A 16,069-nucleotide genomic window follows, 5' to 3' on the forward strand; every position below is an offset into this window, starting at 1 on the left:
AAATATATTAAATCGAAAATTAGCCCAATATGGTCTTATGTAAAAAAAAATAGCGGGAGGGCTTGACACAAGAAACATAGGAGAAAGCGAGACATTGGGCTTCTTGCGTCACTCTAAATTCACAGAACGCTTCCTAAGGGGCGCGTTCTGGGGCCGATCTTTTAAGGAAACGCTGTGCGAATCAACAAGCGTCTCCGCCGGTCAAAAACATGGATTGTAATCGACCGTTTTTGATTTTCGCAAATTCGTTTATATATCCGTCGTAACCGTTGTGATGTAGGATAAGAATCGGAACTCCGTTTTCATCCAGGTCAAAGGCGCCTAAAAAATGATATTTTCCGCCGTAAACCGCTTGTTCGTTCATAAGAACATCAAATTTTTCGAATATATTTTTTCCTAATTCTCCGTTGTTGAATTCGTAAATCGCCGCGTAATAGGATTTTTCCTCCGGTTCCACTCTGATCGCGTATCGAACAAAAAGATAATTCTTTTCCGGAGTTTTGATCGTATATAAATCCCCTCGTTTTAAGAATTTCAATTCCTCTTGCCGGGGATGTTTTTTCTTAAAAATGGAATTTGCGGAAGCGTCCAGTAATTGGGAAATTTTTTCGGAAGGAACGTAACGATCCGATCGAACCTTATCTCCGATTTTGGAGCCGAAAATCGCAAAAACGGAATTCCGAAGAGTATTAATTTTTTTGAATGCGAATAAACTTCCTTTGACGACTCTGACTTCCTGACAACCGGTGATTTCTTTTTTTTCGGGGGAAAATTCTCCAGCTATATCGGTTCCTTCATACGCAGCGATTTTTCCCTGTGTTTGGATCATTTTTTTTTCAAGAGAATATGTTTCCGCCGAGTGATCGTTTGCGGATAGCCATTGATTTTGAATTCGAATCGCTAAGGAACGGAACCAAGATCCTTCCGTATGCGAGGAGATGGAGCCGAAAAGTTTTGCGTTTTCAAGGTCCTCCGGTCGCGTTTTGCTCAGGAATTCCGAAGATACAAATCCTTGGGCGCCGGATTTGGCGGTTATCTCCGGCCATTCAGAGTTTTCGGTACCTTCTTTGACGGTAACGCTTTCTCCTTTTTCCAGTTGGAATATTACCTTTCCATTGATCGGTTTTTCCCTTACGTTCAGCTTTCCTTCCCAAATAAGAACGTATCGTATATTTTGTTTTTCTTCGGCTTGCAAAAACCCGGAAATGAAACCGAGAAGAATCAGACAGATCGTTCCGAAGTTTCTAATTCGAGAGAATATTGGAATTTTTTTCATGTTCGTTATTTTCCCCGTATCGGGTTAAAAAAAGACATAACTTTCTTCTGTCGATCGTTTTTTTCCGTTCCAAAATCAAACGACGTTTCCTATTTTTGAGATGAATTCACTTTAAGAAAACCTTATAAAATGAAACTATAAACTTGATAATGTCCGTCAATCGGCGTTTTGAGAGCGAAATTTACCAAACGAATCGTGTTTTTGGATTTAATAGAGTTTCTCTTTAACGTTTAAACTTTTTAATTCGAAAAAGAGTTCTTTACAACTTGAAGAGTTTTATGTCCCATCCATTACGGTTGGTTTTATTTTTAAACTTCAATGAGAATAAGTTTCGAAAGAATTAAATTTATGGAAGCGCTTTTTCGAAAATGAATTGGAAACCAAAGTTCGTCCGAATTGTTGGTTAATAGGAAGATTAAAAACCAATGATGAATCAAAAATCGTTAATTATTTTTTTTGCGATCGTTTTCGCAATTTCCACAAATTGTTTTGGAGACTCCTTACCGACGATGGAAGAACAATCAAAAGCATTTGAACTCAACCAACAAGGTGTCGCCTTGTTGGGTAAAGGGGATCCGATTCAGGCACGTTCCTTTTTTGAAAAGGCCGTTAAATTACACCCTCAATTTCCGGAATACGTGAATAACGTCGGCGTAACTTACTTGAACGAAGGTAAATTGGATCAAGCAATCGTTTATTTTGCCAAAGCCGCGGAAAGAGATCCGAACTATACGAGAGCATTTTATAATCTAGGCGTTACTTATCAAAAGCAACAGAACAACGAAAAAGCCGTTCAAAATTATCTAAAGACGATCGCGATCGATAAGTCCGTTGCGGAAGTGTATTTCAATTTAGGAATCGTTTATACTCGTATGGGAAATAAAAAGCAGGCGATTGAAAGTTATCAGAAGTTTATCGATATCGCTCCCCCTGAATATGAAAAACCGAAGAAGGACGCTAAGTCTAAAATCGACGAATTAAAAAAGGGATGAATTTTATTTACGGATCAGTCACTCAAAAACCAAACTTGCACAAGTTCCCTTGTGTTTCTCGCTTTTCAGACGAAATTCCGCATCGACCAACCGAGCGAAGTCTCTGCAAAGTTTGATTCCGAGTCCGGATCCGTTTTCGTTGAGAGTTCCGACGGAAGAGTGGAACTCTTTAGAAAAAACCTTCTCCAATTCTTCGGCGGACATTCCTATACCTTCGTCGGCTACGGAAACGTGCTGACGATTCGAAAAAGTTTTCCCTCTTAGAAAAACGTTTCCGCCGGGATTTGAAAACTTCAGGGCGTTCACGAATAAATTCCTGACGATCACTTTGAAAATATTTATATCGCTGAATATCATAATATTCTCATCAAATTCCACGTCCACTCGAAGACATTTGAGTCGGATGTAGTCTTCGTAGAGCGCCGTTAATTCTTTCACGATCGGCACCGGATTGAACGAAATCTTATTCACTACTATACATTTGGAATTCGTTTTCACCCAATTTAACGTGTTGTCTATCAAGTCGATTGTAAGATGGGTTTGAACGTTCAGTTTTGAAAGATGATAATAAAGTTCGGCGGCGGGAATTTCCTCGTTTTTGAACAAGGAAATCAGGGAAATGATTTGGATCAGAGGCGATCTTAAGTCGTGTGCGAGAATGGCGAGTAATTGGGACTTTGCGGAGTTGTTGCAGGTTAATTCTAAGTTTAAGGTTTCCAGTTCGTGTATGTCCTGAAACGCGAACACGTTTAATTCTCCGAATTCCGTCCTTTGCAATTGGAACCATCTTTCTTCGTTTGATTTGGTTCGGATTTTTGTTTTTATTACGGAGTTGTGATTGCCGTTTTTTGTCAGCCAATCCGATTTGATTTCGTTTCTATAATACTCGTCCGGATAGGCTCGAATAAGCCAGTCTTCTAACGTGGGAATTTCCTCGACTTTGTAACCGATGATTTCCCTAAAACTTTGATTGAGATAAAGAGTTTGGAGCTCCGTCCCTTTCAACTTTGAGAGTAATATCGGACACGGAATAAATTCCACAAAACGAATTTTATCTCCGATATTCTCTAAGGCTTCCTGAATCAATTCCATCTTTTAAAATTCCATATCGGACCGAGACGAGTTCTTTGAATTTTTCTAATAGAGTTGCTGAAAAATTAATTCTTCATCCGTTTCCGTTTTATTGAAATGTACGATTGAAGCAGTTTTGTTAATCTGAACTATGGATTTTTTCAACAACTCTAATATAATAAATATTCAATGAAATATTTTATGAGAATGGTCCTCAAATAAAAAATTCATTTATGAAAATAAAATCGTTTCATGTCGTATACTCGTGCGAATACTCAAAGGATATATTTTGAGATCGAATTCGGAGTTGCGATAAGTCGGGCGTTTGTTCGCATTCATTTTTATTCCTTAGGAAGTGTATTATGAAAATTAAATATATATTTTTAAAACTCACAAAACTGTAAGTTCCGCGAAAATTTCCTCGTTATCGTTTTAAAAAGAGTCTTTGTAAGTTATATATAAGCGGTTTTTGGTTTTCTTCATTAGTATTTCCCTAAGTGAAATTTTCTCCTTTGGAGAAATGTAAAAACATACAAGAGGTGAAAAGTATGAGGAAAATTTTAACGATTTTTATCGGTTCTTTTTTATTGGGAACCGTGGGAAGCCTTTATGGGCATCGCGGTGTCGTGGTGAATAATCCGGTCGACGCGATCGACCCAATAGACGATTTCGAGAAATCTTTCGAGAATAAGGTTCTTTCCATTCAAAGAAAAACCCAAATAGACATGAACGTCGAGGCGCCTCGAGCTCTTTTTTACGGAACTCACAATTCCTACAACAGTAATGCCTACAACGGATCTTCTACCGTGTACGTAAATCCGGATCAGAAATATTCCATCACGGATCAATTACGTTTAGGCGCGCGTTATCTCGAATTGGAAGTCCACTGGACCGTCGGAAAGTCGGGTCGCAAAGAACTTCTTCTTTGTCGCGGAGACAAGAAACATTTAGGTTGTAACCCGTCCAATCGTCCTCTTACAAAAGGATTGATAGAAATTCTATCATGGATTACCGCGTTAGAGAATCGTAACAACATTCTGCTGATTCGTATAAAAGATAATTTAGACGGACATTATGACGAGGCTTTTAAAACTATAGACGAATATCTGGGGCCGTGGTTGTATCAGTATTCGAGTGCATGTTCGACTCAGATTACCGATTACGCTTCGATGCCGAAGTCGAGAGATATGATTATGGCAGGTCGGAGAATTCTTCTTGTCAGCGACAGTTGTCGGGAAGGTGATCCGTCTTGGAGTCGCTACTTTAAATTGAATTTTTTCCTGACGAGTAGTCCAAAGGATTTTCCCGGTTATCCCGATTGTAAATATCCTAGATCCGCTTATGACAAGACGATGGTTTATCTCTATAATACTGCGAAAACCATGTATAGCGCGTTTAATGGAAGGAAGGATGACGTATTTACGGACGAAGGGATTCAATCCATGCTGGCCTGTGAAGTAAACGTTTTCGGAATCAATCAGTATAATTCCCATTTTGCAAAACAAGCGATTTGGTCTTGGGACGTGAAGAATCTTCAACCAAGTTCGGAGGACAACAAACGTTGTGCGGTCCTTTGGGACAACGGCAGATGGCACAATCGCAACTGCGCTGAAAAGTATCGATTTGCATGTAAGGATGAAAAGTCCGGGACATGGTCCGTAACTTCCGGCGGAAGTTCTTGGGCTGATGGAAACGCTCAATGTAATTCCGAAACCGGCGGTCGTTCTAAATTTTCCGCTCCTCGCTCTTCCTATGAAAATAATAAACTCTCGGAGGCTAAAAAATCCGTCGGTGCGGAAAGTCTTTGGATCAATCTGACCGATCAAATGGAGAAAGGCAATTGGGTTCCGGGCGATGGCGATAAACGAAAGTAAATCTTTTCAATAAGAATTCTAGGCGGATGAAAGTCCGCCTTTTTTTATCTTCTTTGACTGCTCGGGACTTTTTACGTTCTTTTTATAAGGAATCGTTAATGCGATTCGATCTAGATTCCATTTTATGCCGTTTTATTTTCTACATCATAATATTATAAAATATTTTTTCGGATCTTATTAAATACGTTTACGCGTTCTCGTTTTACAATCTTCCATTGCGAATTTAATCTGGACCCGAAATCGTTCGGTTTTGATCCCCATGATTTCATCTTTTCTAATGGTCGTTTTCATTTTTCCGAAAAAAGACGTCCGTCTATCCGAAAAAAATTGCCAGAAAAACAAGACGAGATAGAAGTGTGATCTTCGGATTTCAAGGAGATCTTATGAAAGTTGCGCCGACTTATTTTATCTTATTGGCCGAGGACGACGAAAGCAATGCGGAACTTCTAATCCGTCATTTAGAAAGATATAATTTCGACGTGGATCACGTCGTGGACGGAATCGCCGCCGAAATCAAATTGAGGAAAATGCGTTACGATCTCATTTTAACGGACAACCGCATGCCGAAACTCAACGGTGTTGATCTTTTGGAAAGAATTCCGGAAATGAATCGACCGACTCCGATCATACTCTTAACCGTAAGTAACGAAAAAGAAACGATCATTCAAGCGGCTCATAATAAAAAGCTTGTGGCTTATCTTTTAAAACCGATGGATACTCAGGTTTTGATCGAAAAAATCTGTCAGGCGCTTAGGATCAGACCGGACGTTTTAATCGACAAGAAAGAATATCCGTTCGAAATTCTTCCTCTTGCTAATACTGAAAAAGGAGTCGGAGTCGAACTCAAGGGATGTCCTTACGGCAAGAGTTTAGAAAAACTCGTTCAGGAAATTTCCTTCTTTTTAAAGGAACTTCCCGCTCTTAGAAGTATTCTGATCAAAGTGAATCCCGAGTTCTTTTATTTCAAAAACGGAGGGCAACTCCTTTATTCTCTGAAAGATCGTTTGGCGCTCAAATACGAAATCGATAAAGAAGACATCACCGTTCAAACGGAACATTGATTGGACTTTATCGATTTTACCGTTATCCGAAATCGGATCTACTTTACGAATATAAAATTTTAACTTCTTTAAAGCGACATCGGATCGGAGTTTTTGAAAAATTAATTCTCCATTTGCTTCCGTTTCATTGAAATGGACGATTGAAGCGGTTTTGTTAACCGGAGCCGCCAAACTATAACAAACAATCACTTTAGAAAAACGAACTTCCGTTGAATCCTAAAAAAAGCGGAACCCGGCTTGAGTCCTTCGGTCAGAGTTTTAGAAAATGGGAGGAATCCAATGAAAGGATTTTTTAAAGTTTCCGGTTTGATTCTTTTAACAGCCGCATTGTTCGCAGGCGGATGCAAATATCATAAGTCTCCTGAAAAAAGAGCGGAGTTCATCGTTAAAAAGATCTCTTCGGAATTGGATCTGAACGATTCTCAGAAGAAAGAACTCTATCGTATTAAAGACGAGATTTTGTCTAAAAGAAAGGAGCTCAAGTTACAAGGACCGAGAATTCCGACGGAGGCGCTTGCCGAGTTTCGTCAACCGAGTTTGGACGAGAAAAAAATCAATAAGGCGTTCGAACTGGAAATGAATAAGATGACCGAGATGAGAGCTTTTATGACGGAAAAAGCGATCGAGTTTCACGCGATTCTCACTCCGGAACAAAGAAATAAACTGGTGGATTTAATCACGGAGTTTCAACAAAAACACCGCCATCATGATGACTGAATCCGAATTTACGGAAATCGTAAGTTCCACTCGGGACACCGTTCTCTCTGCGATAGAAAAAAATCTCGCAGAGAGATTTTCTTATGCCATCGACGACGTGGCTCAGGAAACCTATTTTCGCGCGTACAAAGCCCTCAAAAAAGATCAGTTTCGCAAAGAATCAAAACTGAGCACTTGGTTGTACGCGATTGCCAGAAACGAATCCCTGAGAATGAACGATAAACTGAGAAGAGAAGAGGAACGCGCGGAGAAGTTGGCTAAGTCCAAAAAAGAGGACGACTTCCTCGCGGCTCGCTCCGATTGGAACGGAAATTCCAAGTATTCCGAACGGAACTCTCAGGAAATGATCGGAATGTTACGTTCTCTCTTAGTCAAAATCCCCCATAAATACAGAAAGGTTCTCGAGTTTTATCTTGCCGGATATTCGGAAAAACAAATCGCGGAAACGTTGGGAGTAAAACGGGGAACCGTTAAGTCGAGAGCGGCCAGAGGGAAAGAGATGATGAAACGAGTCGGAATCAAGGATAAATTTTATGAAGAATAACAGCGCTTCTCCTATGAAAGGAGAAATCCTGAAAAGAAAAAAAGATCGGGATTGGGTGAGGAATATTTCTTCCAACGTAATTCGAAGGGATAAAAGAGAAATCAGAAACAAACGTATGTTAAGCGCTTCTCTCGTTTTGTTTTTGGGGTTGAGCGTATACGCAGGTTTTTGGTTTCAGGATTCGGATCTGGATTCGGATCTTTTGAGTATCGGGGTTTTTGAGGAACTGGAAAACGCCCTCGATAAGTAGGATAGATTCCTACAGACAAGACGTTCCCGATTTTTCTCCCACGCCTTCGCTCTTTCTCTTTATGAAAGAAATCGATTCGGCTTTCGGCTTCGTCCCGGGAAAAGAAAAAAAGCTTTAGACGATTTGTAAAATCGGCTATTTTAGTTCTTTATCTTATACTCAAGTGATGTATAATGGGCGCCCTTAAGTCCCGACTTCGGACATTTCGAAGACGATAATAGGAGAAAATATGATTCAAAGATCGATTCTAATATTTGCGGTAATTCTTTCCTTCGTCCTTTGTAAAAAGGATTCCAACGACGACGATCTTACGGTCGCGGCTTTGGCCGCGCTCGCCGGCGGCGGATTTTGTAACGGAAGTGCGGTTAGCACCGGAGTTACGGTATCCAAAGGCACCGCGACCTTGGACGCTTCCTCGGGTTGTGTAACCGGTGTGACTACTTGTATGGATTCTTCGCTTCCGTCTTGGATTAAGGATAATTTTAAATGTTCCGTCGCTTACGTATCCGGTTCCAGTTACGTATTCAAATCTCAGAATATTCCAAATACGAAAAGTTATTACTACGGTTCGACTTCTCCCTTGTTTGAGTCGCTTCCGGCCGGAAATATGTCCGCAGGAAATAATTCGGTCTCTAGCCAGAAGTTCGTTTATACGGTTCCTTCCACTCCTGCGAAAGGTTCCGGAACCGTGGGAACTCAAGGCGGTCTTGTTTCCATCGGAATCACGGTGAACGGTCTGGCGATTTTTAACAATGCCGCAAATCCTCCCGACACTTTGGCGGTCGAAGCCCAGACCTTCGATAACTTCGGAGGACATCCCCAAAACACGGGCGTTTACCATCACCACGCGGCGGTTACGAAGGTTAGCAATAACGACGCGAATTTGATCGGTGTGATTTTGGACGGTTACGCGATTTACGGTAAAAAATGCGATAACGGAACCGCGGCTACGGGCGACGATTTTACTCCCGCAGACTTGGATGCGTTACACGGTCATACGAAGGCGACGGTTCATTTTTCGACTCCGACATATCATTATCATCTTGCGGCGGACGCTACGGCGGGGATCGATACTTTGATGGGTTCCTTTTTTTACGGTGTTGTGGGAAGTGTTTCGAACTGAATCGTTTCTTAGGTTATTCGTTTTCTTGACGGTCGTTTTTTTAATCGGCTGTCAAGAAGGCGAGACGATCGAACATACCGATTCCAATCTGCAAATGGCGCAGGGTAGGGTTTATTATCAACGGAAACTTTTTACCGGGTTCATCAAAAGGGAAATACCCGCGTTGGAAGAAACTGAAACGATTCAATTTAAGAACGGCTTGGAAGACGGTGAAACGATTTCGAGAAATAAAAGCGGCCGACTTCTGGAAAGAAGATATTTTAAGGAAGGTTTGAAGGAGGGAGTTCACCGATCTTGGTTTCCGAACGGGAACAACCGATTGTATGCCGAATTTCGTTCCGGAAGGTACGTAAACGATCGCTGGGAATGGCACGATAACAACAGACCTTTTATCTACGAAAAATTCGACGAGAACGGAAAGTTGCTCGTTTCGAAAAAATGGAATCGGAACGGACAAATCTATATGAATACCGTGATCGCCAACGACGGAAGTTCTCTCGGTTTGCCGGGAAGCAAAATTTGCGAACCGATTAAAACGGCGGATTGATACGTTTCGAGTGGCTCTTTGCGCAGCAAGGAAATATTGCGATTCGAATTTAGTGTATGAGTTATTTATGAAATTTATATATTTTATTTTTATAATGTTACTTTTGGTTTCTTGCGAGGAGCCGAAGGAAAAATTCCATTCCGAATTGACTTATTTTTCATCGCCCAAAGCGGGAGTTCTTCCTTATTTCAAAAGCGAAGCTATGGATCCTTATTGGCCGGGCGAGGACGGAAAATTGCCGGAGGATCTTAGGAAAGTTCCCGAGTTCTTCCTTCTTTCTCACGAAAAAAGGGAATTTAACAACCGCGGTCTGAAAGACAAATATACGTTAGTCACGTTCTTTTACGCGAAGTGTAGGGGAATTTGTCCCATGATCACCAGGAATATGATGAATTTCTTACCTAAGATCGAGGATCAAACCGATCTTCAGATCGTATCGATTTCCGTAAACCCGGAGATTGATACGGTCGAAATTCTGAATCAATTTAGAAATCAATATAAAATAACTCGAAACAACTGGATCTTTCTCACAGGTTCCAAAAAGACGATTTACGATATGGCCAGGAATCAATTCGGCGCGGATATAAAGGTGATTCAAGGAAAGGACGATTTAAACGATTTCGTTCATACTGAAAACGTGTATCTTATCGATAAAAGGTTTTATCTGCGCGGAGTGTATCGAGCCAAAGGTCCCGGCGATTTGGAAAGATTGAAGATCGAATTGAACACTTTGAGAAAAGAAGACGGGAAAAGTCTTTCCGTTTCGACTAACGGATCTTAAACGATTTGCTCGTCCGTAATCGTCGTTTCATGTTCGATTTCAAATTCATGCTTTGTAAATCCGAACTTTACGGGAACGAACACGCATTGAAACCGAAAATAATTTCCATTTTTCAAAAAGTCAAATTCTCCTAAGAGCTTGTCCCAAAACTCGTCGAGCGACCTGAAACGCGATCTATCGAACGACCCGTGGAAACTCAGTGAATGCCTTCCTATGGGGCGGCATTCAGGGAGTGAGATTGAGTTCAGAGAGCGTTTCATCGAGTTCAGAAAGTGATTAATTGAAAAGCTCTATGTTTTAGTTTCCCTGATTTTGGATACTGAGAAATAAAACTCAATTTCGCTCTCTAAGCCCTGGGCGAATGTCGCCTAACGAAGCGAGGAGGCGAAGTTATGCGAAGTTCGGCTGACGAACTTCAAAAAGGCAAGAAGCCATTACAGGTACATAAAATTATTTCTCATTCACTTGAATAGAAAGTAATCCGAATATGAACGCAGCTATTCCTAATCCTACTCTTAGCCATTGCCAATTTCCCCAGGTTGTAATGGCTAATGTCAATTTGTCGTTTGCGATGGAACGCGTATTGAAGTTAGCATTTGCATCTTTGAAGAAAATAAAAAATGTCGCTATTACAATAATAGATAGGACTGTGGACGCGACCATCGACCATTTTCCTTCTTGTTTCGTAATCAGAAGAAGAATAGAAGTGACTACAGTAAGAATTGTGCTCCAAATCTCGAGCGGACTATAGTAATTAACCAACGCAGCTTGGTTTTTTGCATACCAATCAAAGAACTCAGTTGGCGATAAACTCAACCAAAAAGGAACGATGATTACCGCCTCTGTTAGCATTGCCCCGGCAGTTAGACCAAGAACTAGTACCGTAATAAATCCGGTGATTTTAGTAAGTATATTCATCCATTATCCTCCATTTTATGGCGATTAAAGTTTACTTCCTAGTTTAACCAACCAGGAAATTATTTTGAGGACCACGAATGTAATGACTGAAGGTCGGTTTGGTTTCTGCTAGCCGAATTTCGCATAACGAAATAGTCTTCTCGACGTTTGCGACCGCAAGCGCCTGTGCGCGATGCGGTTGGCACGAGGTTCGAGCGACCTTAGTCGCGTCTCGCGAACCGAAGTGGCAAAGCAATGTGTCGAAGACCGGAGTGAGCGCGAACGAAGCGAGGAGACGAAGTTAGGCGCCGTTTTTGCCGATGCACTAACAAATTACGCCAAGGATGGCGTTGTTAATTTTTAATCCCTAAAATATTCAATGCTTTAGAATTATTTTTAAGAATGAATAACATTCTTTGAGCTGGACCTTGTGGAATATTTTTTCCCGATTCCCAAGCTTCAATTGTTTTAGCAGAAACACCTAATGCTTGAGCAAAAGTATTTTGAGTAAGATGCAAATTGGTCCTAATATTCCTAATTTCTTTACCTTTAAATGTTGGTAATTTCTGAATTTCAATAATTTGCGCTTTTACACCCGGAACTTTTTTACCTTTCGTGTATTCAATTGCTTCATTAAGTCCTTTGGAAAGGCTATTGAATAGTTTGCTACTTTCTTTTTTCATGTCGCGCTCTCTTCGATTGAATTAAGTCTTTTAAAGAAGTTACTAAATCAGCTAAGATCGTAAGCTCCTTTTTTGAAAGATTCTCTTTGTCGTTCTTTTCAAGAAGTGTTATTAAGAACAATACAGAGAATTCTTCAATATCTAAGTAAAAACTCGAATTCCTCCGCTCTTACCTATTCCTTTCTTTTTCCAGCGTATCTTTCTGATTCCGTTAGAACCTTTAATTACCGGACCATACTTTGGATTTTCTAAAAGAAACTCTTGGAGTTCTTTTAACTCTTCATCTTCAAGTCCGGCTTTTTTCCAAAATAGATCGAAATCTGGAAGGTGAATGAATATTCTCTTCAATAAATCAATTATCCCTATTTAATAGGGTATTGTCAATCTCTAAACTTTTACTAAGATTTGGATTTAATCGCCGCATGGACGCGGCGAAAAAAACCTGAGAAGCCTTGGCAAAAATGTTCGCCTAACGACAATTGATTGTCGACGTTCGCGGTTCTGGAGCGTGCCTAAGCACGCGGAAGAATTGGAGCGAGGGTCGCATGAGCGATCCCGAACGAAGCGAGGAGACGAAGTTATGCGAAGCGGCCACGCCTTATTTATTGCTGAAACTCTCCGTAACCAAGCCATTCCGGATCTGCCTTTAGGTAATGCTGGAACTGAAATTGCGGAAACTGCTTTTGCAAATTGGCAAGAAGTGGAGCGAGTTGCGTGGTGTCGTTGTAGTATAGCGTAAACTCCCGCACGTCGGGGAGCGTGACGATGGCAACAATAATGGCTGCATTGTCTTTTTGCGCATGATCAAAAAGGTAATCCTCCACGGCGTTAAGGTCAGGAATTTGTTCGGAGGCTGCGCGCAATGGCAAAGCTATTCCGACCCGCTGGGAATATTGAGGGTGTCCCTTTATTGAGGCCGCCCAGGTATTGAGTCTGACGACGAGAGGTTTACCCGAATGGTCTCCGTTCAGGACATTCCATTTGTCTTGGATTTTCAAGTTTTTGCGATCAGGGTGTTCAATTTTCACAGGTGGCTTCTCTCCTTTACAATGCCAGCTGAAGAGTAAGCAGGCTATGATGAATAGGGTTTTAGTATTTGTTTTCATAAGGCGTGGCTATGGCGCATAACGAAAGAGTCCCTCGACGTTTGCGAAGCAATCTCGAAGCGCCGCGAGAAGACGAAGTTAGACGGCGTCTGCTTTCAAGTTCAGGCGATATTCTTACGAGATCGAACCTTTACTTCTAAGTCTAATGCGTGGCATACTTTCAAAAAAGTTGCGAGATTGCAATTTATACCATTTTCAATTTTCGAAAGTTGTTGTTGAGTTACATGGGCCATTTTTGCAAGTTCTGATTGAGAAAGACCTTCCTTTTCTCGTAAATCATGTAACTCTAAAGATAAATTGATTAGTTCCCTTTCTTCTTGAAACTTTTCTTTGAATTTCTCGTTTTTAATTTTAGTCTTTAAATGTGATCTGAATGATTTCATAATAATAACTTCTCTATTGCTTTCTCCGGATATTTCTTAAGAAACTTTTCTTTTCTCTTTACAGCTTTGTCTATTTCAGACTTCGGAACTTTAGCAGACCGCTTAATAAAATGATTCGTAAGTATAACGTAGTCTTTATAACAGAAAAAGTATAAAATACGAACCTGATCTCCGGAAAGTTTAATTCGTAATTCATGAATACCGTCTCTTAATATATCAGCGTAAGGCCTTGGTAAATTTGGCCCTAATAATTCTTCAAGTTTCTCGATCCAAGCTAATATCTTCGTTTGATTTCTATTATCCTTTGAATTGATAAAAGTTTCGATTTCACTTTCTTCGTTCTCAGATTCCGAATAATAGTAAACTTTCCATTTTCTCGTCACAAATCATAATACATCATATATGGCGTATTGCCAATTCAGAAAATTGATCGAAAAGTCGAAATATCAAATTTGCGTTGCACAATTTCTTTTTAGCAGATGCCGTCTAACGAAAGAGTCTCCTCGACGTTTGCGGCCCCGGAGCGCCGCGAGAAGTGACAAAGCAATGTGGCTTTAGCCCGTAGTGAGTCTGAGCGGGGACCGCGAATGGCGAACGAAGCGAGAAGTCGAAGTTAGGCGATCGGTTTGGCTGTAATAGAAATAATACCTAAGCAGAGATCGGAAATTTAATCACGTTTTTAGGCTTATCCTGTAAAGCATTCCATAAATCTAATTTGATCTGCATATTGAGCCAGCTTTCAGGAGAAGTATTAGTCGCCAATGCAATCCTTATTGCCGTTTCAGGAGTAATTGAACTTTTGGCATTAACTATTTCTGAAAGTGTTTTACGTGATATTCCTAAATCCTTAGCCGCTTCTGTAATAGTCAAACCCAATGGTTTGATTACATCTTCTAATAATACTTCCCCAGGGTGTGTAGGTTTTCTTTTATTCATAATTATTACTTCTAATGATAATCTTCGTAATCGACTAATATCGCGTTTTCACCTTCAAATTCGAATGTAATACGCCAATTTCCATTTACCCAAACCGACCATCTATCTTGTTCCTTACCTTTAAGTTGATGTAATTTAAAGGAAGGCAAGTCTATATCCTTTGGATTTAATGAAGCATCTAATCTATCTAAAATTCTACCTAACTTTCCTGCGTGATCCGGTTGAATTCCTCGTTTACTTCCAGTTTCAAAATACTGCTCTAAACCTTTGTGCTTAAATGAAATTATCAATGACCACATTGTAACCTAATGGGTTACAATGTCAACCAATTTCGCTATTAAAATCAAGTTTGCCAAACTGTCGCCTAACGAGAGAGGCTTCTCGACGTTTGCGGTCCTGGAGCACGCTAAACGTGCGGAAGGATTGGAACGAGGTTTGAGCGAACCTTAGTCGCGGCTCGCGAACCGAGTGACAAAGCAAATGTGCCGAAGGCCGTAGTGAGCCTGAGCGGGAACCGTGAATGGCGAACGGAGCGAGAAACCGCAGTTAGGCGATCGTGCGTGCCTTAATTTAAGATTTGATCATTTCAGAATTAATAATATTTAGTGCTTTACCTTTTTTCGTTTTGTAAAAAAGGAAATCACTATCTAAAGTCAAAATATCTTTTATTTCATAAACTTCGGAGAGACTCACAAGAGAAGCGTCTGTAAAATCCATAGGGCGATCTGAATATTTTTCCATATAATGATGAATTAACGGAAAATGTTCATTATCTTGATTTAAAATTGTAATTGCACCGTCTTTAATCCATTCTATAAAAGAATTCTGAATTTTCTTATTATCTGATAGCAAATACGAAACTTCTGTTACAACGGCTAAAGTTGTGAATAATCTTCCTTTGAAATTTTTAAGAAAAGATCTTATATCGTTACAATAAGCATCTGATTCATCAAAGAACGCTACGATAGGTCCGGTATCAATAATTGCTTTTATCATTTACCTTTTTGCTTTTTCAGTATCGCATCTTTAATATACTTTTGGTGATTTACCGATTTGTCTGAATTCCCACTTTTATATTGGCCGAAGTATTTCTCACCTAATTCATAGGCTGATGGTTTCTGAGCAAAGTTATCAATATAATAGACCAAAGACTCTTTAATGACTTCCGATTTACTTTTATTCTCAATTTTAGCTACTTCTGATAATTTCTTTTCTAATTCTGGGGGTAATCGAAGACTAATCATACTTTGCCTCTTGTATCACATATGTAATACATATTCGATTTTGTTAATAGGATTTTTGATTTCTCTTTAATTACGGAAACGAATATATAAGCGCATTTTTTTATTTAAAAAGTAGCTTGGCACGAATGACACCTAACGAAATCGAGCAAATGTGCCGAAGGTCAAGCGAGAGTAGCGGAGCGATCTCGAAGCGCCGCGAGAAGTCGAAGTTAGTCGACGTTGCGTTTTCTCTTTGATTTTTTATAATCTTCAAAATTGAGAGTTTTTAACTTTGTAATTCCAGAAAGCCCTAAGAAATCATTGTCGTAAGTTACAAGAACGAGATTATGTGTAATTGCAATCCGAGCAATTTAAGGCATCAATTGTAGCTAATGTAATTCCCTTTTTAGAAAGTAAATTCCTTAACTTTGCTGCTTCAATATGATCCTTTTCAGAAGGTGAAATAAAATTAAAATATCTGAACTGCTCTTCTATTTCTGAGAATATTTTCGGTTCTTTAAGCCCATTATACGCATTCTTCTGTAAACTCGATTCTTAGATATAACAAGACCTTCCGAACGTAAGTCTTGATGAATTCGCAGATA

At 40.0% G+C, this 16,069-nt stretch carries 22 protein-coding genes; 9 read left to right on the forward strand and 13 right to left on the reverse strand.

The genetic code is table 11. The features are described 5' to 3' along the window. Window positions 1-181: 181 nt before the first annotated feature. Complete coding sequence (locus LEP1GSC194_RS09685; RefSeq protein ID WP_020773430.1) at window positions 182-1,276, reverse strand: SH3 domain-containing protein; 1,095 nt, start codon at window positions 1,274-1,276, stop codon at window positions 182-184. A gap of 428 nt (window positions 1,277-1,704) precedes the next feature. Between LEP1GSC194_RS09685 and LEP1GSC194_RS09690 the strand changes: the two genes are divergently transcribed. Further along, entirely contained in the window at window positions 1,705-2,268 is a 564-nt protein-coding gene (locus LEP1GSC194_RS09690; RefSeq protein ID WP_036042138.1) for a tetratricopeptide repeat protein, read from the forward strand. Between the two features lie 18 nt (window positions 2,269-2,286). Here LEP1GSC194_RS09690 and LEP1GSC194_RS09695 read toward each other — a convergent pair whose 3' ends face one another. Then, window positions 2,287-3,360, reverse strand: coding sequence for a PAS domain-containing sensor histidine kinase (locus LEP1GSC194_RS09695; RefSeq protein ID WP_020773432.1), 1,074 nt, complete (start codon window positions 3,358-3,360; stop codon window positions 2,287-2,289). 527 nt (window positions 3,361-3,887) lie between these two features. Between LEP1GSC194_RS09695 and LEP1GSC194_RS09700 the strand changes: the two genes are divergently transcribed. The 8 genes from LEP1GSC194_RS09700 to LEP1GSC194_RS09735 all read left to right on the forward strand — a co-directional run bounded on the left by LEP1GSC194_RS09700 (window position 3,888) and on the right by LEP1GSC194_RS09735 (window position 10,236). Beyond that, the gene (locus LEP1GSC194_RS09700) at window positions 3,888-5,213 is read left to right on the forward strand and encodes a hypothetical protein (RefSeq protein WP_020773441.1); all 1,326 of its coding nucleotides are present in this window, start codon (window positions 3,888-3,890) and stop codon (window positions 5,211-5,213) included. A 383-nt stretch (window positions 5,214-5,596) separates the two neighbouring features. Continuing rightward, window positions 5,597-6,274, forward strand: a complete 678-nt coding sequence (locus LEP1GSC194_RS09705; RefSeq protein ID WP_036042146.1) for a response regulator — start codon at window positions 5,597-5,599, stop codon at window positions 6,272-6,274. A gap of 279 nt (window positions 6,275-6,553) precedes the next feature. Then, entirely contained in the window at window positions 6,554-6,991 is a 438-nt protein-coding gene (locus tag LEP1GSC194_RS09710) for a Spy/CpxP family protein refolding chaperone (RefSeq protein WP_036042139.1), read from the forward strand. Beyond that, on the forward strand, window positions 6,981-7,535 hold the full coding sequence (locus LEP1GSC194_RS09715) for an RNA polymerase sigma factor (protein WP_020773435.1): 555 nt from the start codon (window positions 6,981-6,983) through the stop codon (window positions 7,533-7,535). Before LEP1GSC194_RS09710 ends, LEP1GSC194_RS09715 begins: the two co-directional genes overlap by 11 nt. After that, window positions 7,525-7,785, forward strand: coding sequence for a hypothetical protein (locus LEP1GSC194_RS09720; protein WP_020773431.1), 261 nt, complete (start codon window positions 7,525-7,527; stop codon window positions 7,783-7,785). The genes LEP1GSC194_RS09715 and LEP1GSC194_RS09720 overlap by 11 nt, the downstream gene beginning before the upstream one ends. A gap of 229 nt (window positions 7,786-8,014) precedes the next feature. Next, entirely contained in the window at window positions 8,015-8,908 is an 894-nt protein-coding gene (locus tag LEP1GSC194_RS09725; RefSeq protein ID WP_020773433.1) for a YHYH protein, read from the forward strand. Then, a complete protein-coding gene (locus LEP1GSC194_RS09730) occupies window positions 8,895-9,455 on the forward strand; it encodes a toxin-antitoxin system YwqK family antitoxin (protein WP_036042148.1) in 561 nt (186 codons plus the stop codon). Before LEP1GSC194_RS09725 ends, LEP1GSC194_RS09730 begins: the two co-directional genes overlap by 14 nt. Before the next feature lie 67 nt (window positions 9,456-9,522). After that, the gene (locus LEP1GSC194_RS09735) at window positions 9,523-10,236 is read left to right on the forward strand and encodes an SCO family protein (RefSeq protein WP_036042140.1); all 714 of its coding nucleotides are present in this window, start codon (window positions 9,523-9,525) and stop codon (window positions 10,234-10,236) included. Between the two features lie 450 nt (window positions 10,237-10,686). On the opposite strand, the gene LEP1GSC194_RS09740 is transcribed toward LEP1GSC194_RS09735, so the two are convergent. The 11 genes from LEP1GSC194_RS09740 to LEP1GSC194_RS23585 form a co-directional block, all read right to left on the reverse strand. After that, window positions 10,687-11,154, reverse strand: a complete 468-nt coding sequence (locus tag LEP1GSC194_RS09740; RefSeq protein WP_036042141.1) for a DUF1772 domain-containing protein — start codon at window positions 11,152-11,154, stop codon at window positions 10,687-10,689. A gap of 332 nt (window positions 11,155-11,486) precedes the next feature. After that, window positions 11,487-11,816, reverse strand: coding sequence for a helix-turn-helix domain-containing protein (locus LEP1GSC194_RS09745; RefSeq protein ID WP_010577046.1), 330 nt, complete (start codon window positions 11,814-11,816; stop codon window positions 11,487-11,489). Beyond that, window positions 11,800-11,955, reverse strand: a complete 156-nt coding sequence (locus LEP1GSC194_RS23420; protein WP_081605075.1) for a hypothetical protein — start codon at window positions 11,953-11,955, stop codon at window positions 11,800-11,802. The genes LEP1GSC194_RS09745 and LEP1GSC194_RS23420 overlap by 17 nt, the downstream gene beginning before the upstream one ends. A gap of 463 nt (window positions 11,956-12,418) precedes the next feature. After that, window positions 12,419-12,844, reverse strand: a complete 426-nt coding sequence (locus LEP1GSC194_RS09755) for a DUF695 domain-containing protein (protein ID WP_157229212.1) — start codon at window positions 12,842-12,844, stop codon at window positions 12,419-12,421. A gap of 179 nt (window positions 12,845-13,023) precedes the next feature. Beyond that, window positions 13,024-13,305 (reverse strand): helix-turn-helix transcriptional regulator, encoded by a 282-nt coding sequence (locus tag LEP1GSC194_RS09760; RefSeq protein WP_020773442.1) that lies wholly within the window; start codon window positions 13,303-13,305, stop codon window positions 13,024-13,026. After that, window positions 13,302-13,688 (reverse strand): type II toxin-antitoxin system RelE/ParE family toxin, encoded by a 387-nt coding sequence (locus LEP1GSC194_RS09765; RefSeq protein WP_020773434.1) that lies wholly within the window; start codon window positions 13,686-13,688, stop codon window positions 13,302-13,304. The genes LEP1GSC194_RS09760 and LEP1GSC194_RS09765 overlap by 4 nt, the downstream gene beginning before the upstream one ends. 265 nt (window positions 13,689-13,953) lie before the next feature. Then, on the reverse strand, window positions 13,954-14,241 hold the full coding sequence (locus tag LEP1GSC194_RS09770) for a HigA family addiction module antitoxin (protein ID WP_017808225.1): 288 nt from the start codon (window positions 14,239-14,241) through the stop codon (window positions 13,954-13,956). An 11-nt stretch (window positions 14,242-14,252) separates the two neighbouring features. Beyond that, entirely contained in the window at window positions 14,253-14,540 is a 288-nt protein-coding gene (locus LEP1GSC194_RS09775) for a type II toxin-antitoxin system RelE/ParE family toxin (protein ID WP_017808224.1), read from the reverse strand. Between the two features lie 271 nt (window positions 14,541-14,811). Continuing rightward, a complete protein-coding gene (locus LEP1GSC194_RS09780) occupies window positions 14,812-15,237 on the reverse strand; it encodes a type II toxin-antitoxin system VapC family toxin (protein ID WP_081605076.1) in 426 nt (141 codons plus the stop codon). After that, a complete protein-coding gene (locus LEP1GSC194_RS09785) occupies window positions 15,234-15,485 on the reverse strand; it encodes a ribbon-helix-helix protein, CopG family (protein WP_036042144.1) in 252 nt (83 codons plus the stop codon). Before LEP1GSC194_RS09785 ends, LEP1GSC194_RS09780 begins: the two co-directional genes overlap by 4 nt. A gap of 470 nt (window positions 15,486-15,955) precedes the next feature. Beyond that, complete coding sequence (locus LEP1GSC194_RS23585; RefSeq protein ID WP_408605332.1) at window positions 15,956-16,066, reverse strand: IS3 family transposase; 111 nt, start codon at window positions 16,064-16,066, stop codon at window positions 15,956-15,958. Between the last annotated feature and the right edge of the window lie 3 nt (window positions 16,067-16,069).

The organism is Leptospira alstonii serovar Sichuan str. 79601 (assembly GCF_000347175.1).
Classification (GTDB): domain Bacteria; phylum Spirochaetota; class Leptospiria; order Leptospirales; family Leptospiraceae; genus Leptospira; species Leptospira alstonii.

Coding starts and splice junctions, on each gene's coding strand:
- LEP1GSC194_RS09715 (WP_020773435.1), top strand. CDS start 6,981: ATGATGACTGAATCCGAATTTACGGAAATCGTAAGTTCCACTCGGGAC.
- LEP1GSC194_RS09695 (WP_020773432.1), bottom strand. CDS start 3,360: ATGGAATTGATTCAGGAAGCCTTAGAGAATATCGGAGATAAAATTCGT.
- LEP1GSC194_RS09725 (WP_020773433.1), top strand. CDS start 8,015: ATGATTCAAAGATCGATTCTAATATTTGCGGTAATTCTTTCCTTCGTC.
- LEP1GSC194_RS09705 (WP_036042146.1), top strand. CDS start 5,597: ATGAAAGTTGCGCCGACTTATTTTATCTTATTGGCCGAGGACGACGAA.
- LEP1GSC194_RS09785 (WP_036042144.1), bottom strand. CDS start 15,485: ATGATTAGTCTTCGATTACCCCCAGAATTAGAAAAGAAATTATCAGAA.
- LEP1GSC194_RS09740 (WP_036042141.1), bottom strand. CDS start 11,154: ATGAATATACTTACTAAAATCACCGGATTTATTACGGTACTAGTTCTT.
- LEP1GSC194_RS09735 (WP_036042140.1), top strand. CDS start 9,523: ATGAAATTTATATATTTTATTTTTATAATGTTACTTTTGGTTTCTTGC.
- LEP1GSC194_RS09745 (WP_010577046.1), bottom strand. CDS start 11,816: ATGAAAAAAGAAAGTAGCAAACTATTCAATAGCCTTTCCAAAGGACTT.
- LEP1GSC194_RS09720 (WP_020773431.1), top strand. CDS start 7,525: ATGAAGAATAACAGCGCTTCTCCTATGAAAGGAGAAATCCTGAAAAGA.
- LEP1GSC194_RS09710 (WP_036042139.1), top strand. CDS start 6,554: ATGAAAGGATTTTTTAAAGTTTCCGGTTTGATTCTTTTAACAGCCGCA.
- LEP1GSC194_RS09760 (WP_020773442.1), bottom strand. CDS start 13,305: ATGAAATCATTCAGATCACATTTAAAGACTAAAATTAAAAACGAGAAA.
- LEP1GSC194_RS09770 (WP_017808225.1), bottom strand. CDS start 14,241: ATGAATAAAAGAAAACCTACACACCCTGGGGAAGTATTATTAGAAGAT.
- LEP1GSC194_RS09780 (WP_081605076.1), bottom strand. CDS start 15,237: ATGATAAAAGCAATTATTGATACCGGACCTATCGTAGCGTTCTTTGAT.
- LEP1GSC194_RS09690 (WP_036042138.1), top strand. CDS start 1,705: ATGAATCAAAAATCGTTAATTATTTTTTTTGCGATCGTTTTCGCAATT.
- LEP1GSC194_RS09700 (WP_020773441.1), top strand. CDS start 3,888: ATGAGGAAAATTTTAACGATTTTTATCGGTTCTTTTTTATTGGGAACC.
- LEP1GSC194_RS09685 (WP_020773430.1), bottom strand. CDS start 1,276: ATGAAAAAAATTCCAATATTCTCTCGAATTAGAAACTTCGGAACGATC.
- LEP1GSC194_RS09775 (WP_017808224.1), bottom strand. CDS start 14,540: ATGTGGTCATTGATAATTTCATTTAAGCACAAAGGTTTAGAGCAGTAT.